Raw genomic sequence first — 5,991 nt, 5'->3', positions numbered from 1 at the left:
CCTGGTCCTTCACCTTGTCGAAGGTGTTGAGGGAGTTGGCGAACACGCTCAGGTCGTAGGTGCCGTCCTCGGGCACGTCCACGGTGAAGTCGAGCGTGACGTTTGAGCCGGTGCGCAGACCGCCGACGTTGTAGGTGCCGGAGGTGTAGAACTTCGACACGTCGCGCGGCGAGCCCTCGGGGCCGTTCCTCGTGTAGCCGGACCCGGTGTGGGCGGCGTCCTCCGCCTCGTACGAGCCCTGCCAGCGCACGGGCGGGGCCTGCGTGCCCTTCGCCTTCCCGGCCGGGCTGAGGACGATCTCGTAGGCCGAGGACTCCTTCAGCGGCGGCAGTCCGCCGTCGCCGAAGTCCAGGACCACCGTGCCGTCGTCCCCGACCGTCAGGTCCGACTCCGCCAGCAGCTTCGGGCCGGCGGAGTCGCCCACCTGCCCGCTCCACTCGATCTCGCGCACCCAGGCGTGCACCCGGTCCCCGAGAACCTCCTTCGGGACGTTCGCGAAGGAGACGTAACCCTTGCCGGTGGAACCACCGAAGATCACCCGGGCCTGCTTCCTCCCCTCGTCCAGGGTGGCCACGCCCTGCATGGTGTAGTTCTGGCCGGGGAACGGCGGGCTCACCTTCACCGTGTGGCCGCTCATCGAGGCGTAGGAGTTCAGCAGCCACCACTGGCCGTTGCCGCGATTGGACTGCACCGCGGAGTCGGAGAGGTTGCCGTCGATGTTCCAGTACGCGATGTCGGCGTCCACCTTCGACTCCTCGATCGCCGACACCCACTGGATCATCTGGCCGGGGACGGAGGTGTGGTAGTTGAAGGCGTACTCGTTGATGTTGATGGGCAGTCGGGTGCCCTCGTGGGCGGTGCCCGCGAACAGTTCCCTCTCCCACGCCCGGTACTTGGCGATGTTGGTGCGGACCGCCTCCGGGTGGCTCAGCTCGTGCCAGGTGATGACATCGGGGAGGGTGCCGGCGGCCAGGCTGTGCGAGAGGAAGCCCTTCACCTGGTCGAACAGGACGCTCGTGTTGGGTCCGGCGATGCGGGCGCCGGGCATCCTGTCCTTGATGAGCTTGTAGGCGTCGTCCCAGGCGGCGAAGAAGTCGTCCGGGTCGCTCAGCCAGCTGACCTTGTTGTAGCTCCACGCGCCGGTGCCGAACATGTTGCCCTCGGGCTCGTTGAACGGCACGAAGACGATGTTGTCCTGGTACCGCTCCGGCAGCTTCAGGACCTGGTCGACCTGCTCGGCGATCTTCTCCTTGTAGAGCGCGAGCTTCTCGGCGGGGGTGTCGCCCGGCCACTCGTAGGGGAAGCCGCGGTGGATGTCCGTCATGTAGATGTACACATCACCGTCGGTGGCGTCGGCCAGCGGCTTCACCACCTCCAGCGCGTCGGCACCGGGGTGCTGCGGGCCGTCCTGCGCCTTGGTGGAGACCGTGCGCAGGCCCATGCCCTCGATGAGGTTGTCGGTGGGGACGTCCGGACCGTACACGCCGTACAGGGTGCCGGAGGCGCCGCCGTGGAACGCGCCGGTGTCCGAGCCGAGGTCGACGGTCAGCTGCCCCTCGCGGACCACGGTGACGGTCGCCAGCACCTCCCGCCCGGCCGCCGTGCCCGCCACCGTGAAGGTTCCCGGCCGGGCGTACTTCTCGGCCGGTACGGCGTCCCAGACGATCGGTGTGTCGCGGTCGTAGCCGTCGGAGAAGGCGGAGCGGACCGCCGCGGGGAGGGACGGGGCCGTCCCGATCGTCGTACGGACCTCGAAGGAGGTCCGCGAGAGCTGCTGCAGGGTCGGCATGTCCGTGACGGTACCGGCCACCTGCTCGGCGCTGAGCGCCGAGTGCCACACGGTGAAGTCGTCGATGGCGCCCTTGAGGAGCGGGTCCGGCCAGAAGGACTTGCCGATGTAGCCGGCGGCCGTGGCCGAGGAGTCCAGCAACTCCCTGGCCTTGACGGTCGTCGCGGCGGAGGAGACGGCGACGCCGTCGAGGTAGGTCGTGAGCCGGCCGGCGGCGGTGTCGAGGGTGACGGTGACCGTCCGCCACTGGTCGGCGGGGAGCGGCGTGTACCCGGAGACCTGTGCCTCCGCGCCTCCTCCGCCGGTGGTCACGGCGGTGCGCAGCACCCCGTTGCCGCTGTACGGGGTGGTGAAGAGGTACTTGGTGGTGTTGCTGCCCAGGTCGAAGACGCGCTGCCAGGGCGAGGTGTCGCCGCTCCACTTCACACGGGCGGAGACCGTCAGGTCGTTCGTGGTGCCGAGCACCTCACGGGGCAGGCGGACGTACGCGCCGTCGGAGGTCGGCGCCCCACCGGGCAGGGCCAGCGCCCTGCCGCCGTCGGTGCCCGCGACGGACTGGGCGGTGGAGCCGTTCACCAGGGTCGCCGTCAGGCCGTTGCCGGAACTGTCGCTGATCGTGCCGGCGGCCGGGTCGTCCTGGTCGAAGGTGTAGTGCGCGACGGGCGGGGGCACCTCGGCCGCCTGCGCGGGGGAGGCCGGCGCGGCCAGCAGGCCCGCGCCGAGGGCCGCCGCCACGACGGCCGGGGCCCGGCGCCGGGCGGTTCTGTCAGCGGATGGCATGGATCGCGTCCTCAATCCTTGGGGTCTGCGTGAATCCTTGGGGCTGTCTGCGTCGAGGGGGCTGTGTGTCGATGGGGCTGTGTCGATGGGGCTGTGTGCGTCGAACCGGTTCGACTTCGTGCGCCGCGGGGGTGGGAGACTCGGCCTGTCGACCGGGGGAGGGGCCCGTGCCTGCGGGGGAGGGCGGCTCGGCACGGGCCGCGGTCATCGGAAGGATCACTTCATCGAACCGGTTCGGGGAAGCTAGCACCGGGAAACCCGGCCAGCAATCCCCCGGACACGACGAATTCCCCGAGTCGCGGCGTGGTGCAAAAGTGTCGTCAGGGGTGTTGACAGGCGTTCGGGCAGTTCCTAACTTCACTTCACGCGAACCGGTTCGACGACCGGTCGCAGGCGAACCTGTTCGACCGTACGGAGCAAGGAGTCCCCGTGAACATCGGTGAGATCGCCCGGCGGGCCGGTGTCTCGCGCAGCACCGTGTCGTACGCGCTGAGCGGCAAACGCCCGGTCTCGGACGACACCCGCCGGAAGATCCAGCAGGTCATCGACGAGTTGGGCTACCGGCCCAACGCGAGCGCGCGGGCCCTGGCCAACGGCCGGACCAGCACGATCGGCCTGGTCTTCCCGCCGGCCGGGAACCACTACACCGGGATGCAGCTGGACTTCATCGGCAGTGTGGTGGAGGCCGCCGCGGCCCACGACTACGACGTACTGCTCTCCCCGAGCGGCGCGGACAGCGACCGCTCCTTCCAGCGGCTGCTGGGGGAGCGGCGCGTCGACGGCGCGATCCTGATGGAGATCAGGCTCCAGGACGACCGGGTCGACCACCTGGCGGAACTGGACTTCCCCTCGGTCGCCATCGGCCGCACCGCCCACCCGGAGGGCGGCTGGTGGGTCGGCCTGGACCACACCGCGCTCGCGGCGGCGTGCGTCCATCACCTGGCCGACCTCGGCCACCGCAGGGTCGCCTTCGTCAACCGGCCCGAGCAGTTGCTGCGCGCCGGGTACGAGTCCGCGCACCGCGGCCTGGACGGCTTCACCAAGGCCGCGGCCGAGCGCGGGCTGACGGTGCGGACGTACTGCTGCGGGGACGACGCCGCCTCGGGCCAGGCCTGCCTGGAGCGGATCCTGCACGACGACCCGGCCACCACGGCCCTGGTCACGCTGAACGAGGCCGCTCTCGGCGGCCTCTACCGGGGGCTCGCCCGGGCGGGCCGCCATGTGCCGCGCGACTTCTCCGTCACCGGGGTCGTGGCCGGCCGGTGGGCCGAGACGGTGACCCCGCAGCTCACCGCGGCCGACGTGCCGGCGGAGGAGATGGGCCGGCGTGCCGTCGACCTGCTGGTGGAGCGGATCGACCATCCCGACGCACCGCCCCGGCACCATCTCCTCGCGCCGCCGATCTCCCTGCGGGCCAGCACCGGGCCCAACACGACTCCCTGACCGCACCCCGCACCCGCACCCGCACCTTCGCACCCCGCACCCGCATTCCTCACCCCCTCGCATCACCGGACGCTCGAACCGCCCGACAGCGCCGTTCGGCGTGCCCGCGCTCTCTCACCATCCGTGCCATCGGCACCGGCATGCCCGAAATCAAAGGAACCCTCCATGAACAGCTCTTCCAGACAGCGCCGTCTGACCGCCGCGGCCCTGACCGCCCTCGCCGTGGCCGTCGCCGCCACCGCCTGCTCCTCCGGCTCGGGCGGCAGCACCGACACCGAGGGCGCCGGCAGCGGCACGTACACCGTCTGGGACCCGTACCCGCAGTTCGACAAGGCCTCGGCGTGGACGAAGCTGCTGGACAAGTGCGGCACCGAGGCCGGTGTGAAGATCAAGCGGACCGGTTTCGACACCAGCGACCTGGCCAACAAGACGCTGCTGGCGGCGCAGCAGGGCAACTCCCCGGACGTCCTGATCGTCGACAACCCGGTGGTGTCGACGCTGGCCGAGGCGGGTGTGCTCACCACGACCGAGGAGAACAAGCTGGACACCTCGTCGGTGGATCCCAACCTGCTCGCGGCCGGCCAGTCGGGCGGCAAGACCTACGGCACGCCGATCGGCGCGAACACGCTCGCCCTGTACTACAACAAGGCGGTGCTGAAGGAGGCCGGGGTGGACGTCGCCTCGGTCACGGACTGGAAGTCGCTGACGGCGGCGCTGGAGAAGGTCAAGAAGGCGGGCAAGAAGGGCATCACCTTCTCGGCGATCGGCACCGAGGAGGGCAGCTTCCAGTTCCTGCCGTGGTTCTGGGGGTCGGGCGCGAAGCTCACCGAGCTGGACTCCGCGCAGGCGGTGTCCGCGCTGTCCCTGTGGAAGGACTGGCTGAAGGCCGGCTACGCACCCAACTCCGTGCTCAACAACACCCAGACGACCAGCTGGCAGGAGTTCGCCACCGGCGACTACGCGTTCGCGGAGAACGGCACCTGGCAGCTGGGCAACGCGGCGAAGGCCGGCTTCGAGTACGGCGTCCTGCCCGTCCCCGCCGCGAGCGGGGGCAACGCGGCGGCCCCGACCGGCGGCGAGTTCGTCACCCTCCCGGTCCAGGAGGACACCGGCCGCTACACCACCACCCAGAAGCTGGCCACCTGCCTGACCAGCACCGACAACCTCCTCGAGACCGACACCACGCTGTCCTACGTGGCCCCCACCAGCGAGGTCCAGGACAAGCAGGTCGCCGCGAACCCCGAGCTGAAGCCATGGGTCGACGCGGTCAAGGCGGCCAAGGGCCGTACCAGTGACGACCTGGGCACCAAGTACCCCAAGATCTCCGAGCAGCTGTGGAAGGCCGTCCAGTCCGCGCTCAGCGGCTCCGCGTCGCCGAAGGACGCGCTCGGTTCGGCGCAGGCCGCGGCCAAGTGACATGACGTCGATGAAACGCACACAGTGGGCCGCCTGGGGCTTCCTCGCCCCGGTGGTCCTCTACCTGGCCCTCTTCTACGCCTATCCGCTCTACCGCAACCTCGATCTGAGCCTGCGCCACTACACCGTCCGCTCCTTCGTGCGGGGCGACGCCCCGTTCACGGGCCTGGCGAACTACCGCGAGGTCTTCGACGACCCCACCTTCGCCCCGGCCCTCCTGCACACCGCGGTGTTCACGGCCGTGTGCCTGGTCTTCCAGTACGCCATCGGCCTCGCCCTCGCGGTCTTCTTCAACCAGCACTTCCGGCTCTCCGCGACCCTGCGCGCCCTGTTCCTCGTACCGTGGCTGCTGCCGCTGATCGTGTCGGCCTCCACCTGGTCGTGGATGCTCAACAGCGAATCGGGCGTCGTCAACGCCGCCCTGCACCTCCTCGGCGTCGGGCCGGTGAACTGGCTGACCTCGCCGTCGTGGTCGCTGGCCTCGGTGATCATCGCGAACATCTGGATCGGCGTCCCGTTCAACCTGGTCGTGCTCCACAGCGGCCTGCAGTCCATCCCGGCGA

Annotated in this window: 4 protein-coding genes; 3 read left to right on the top strand and 1 reads right to left on the bottom strand. The window is 70.2% G+C overall.

All coding sequences use genetic code 11. The features are described from left to right. A partial coding sequence (locus ACLZN2_RS50610) for a LamG-like jellyroll fold domain-containing protein (protein WP_416987015.1) occupies window positions 1–2,569 on the bottom strand: 2,569 nt, incomplete at its 3' end. 429 nt (window positions 2,570–2,998) lie between these two features. Here ACLZN2_RS50610 and ACLZN2_RS50605 point away from each other — a divergent pair. The 3 genes from ACLZN2_RS50605 to ACLZN2_RS50595 all read left to right on the top strand — a co-directional run. Further along, complete coding sequence (locus tag ACLZN2_RS50605; protein ID WP_416987014.1) at window positions 2,999–4,012, top strand: LacI family DNA-binding transcriptional regulator; 1,014 nt, start codon at window positions 2,999–3,001, stop codon at window positions 4,010–4,012. A 165-nt stretch (window positions 4,013–4,177) separates the two neighbouring features. Further along, window positions 4,178–5,428, top strand: a complete 1,251-nt coding sequence (locus ACLZN2_RS50600; RefSeq protein ID WP_416987013.1) for a sugar ABC transporter substrate-binding protein — start codon at window positions 4,178–4,180, stop codon at window positions 5,426–5,428. A 1-nt stretch (window position 5,429) separates the two neighbouring features. Further along, window positions 5,430–5,991: carbohydrate ABC transporter permease (locus tag ACLZN2_RS50595; protein ID WP_416987011.1), on the top strand; the 562-nt coding region annotated here is incomplete at its 3' end.

Origin of the sequence: Streptomyces sp. T028 (assembly GCF_048159505.1) — a bacterium.
Lineage (GTDB): Bacteria > Actinomycetota > Actinomycetes > Streptomycetales > Streptomycetaceae > Streptomyces.
The sequence above is the reverse complement of the archived record's forward strand: the minus strand, read 5'-3'. Positions and strand labels throughout refer to the sequence as shown.

Coding starts and splice junctions, on each gene's coding strand:
- ACLZN2_RS50600 (WP_416987013.1), top strand. CDS start 4,178: ATGAACAGCTCTTCCAGACAGCGCCGTCTGACCGCCGCGGCCCTGACC.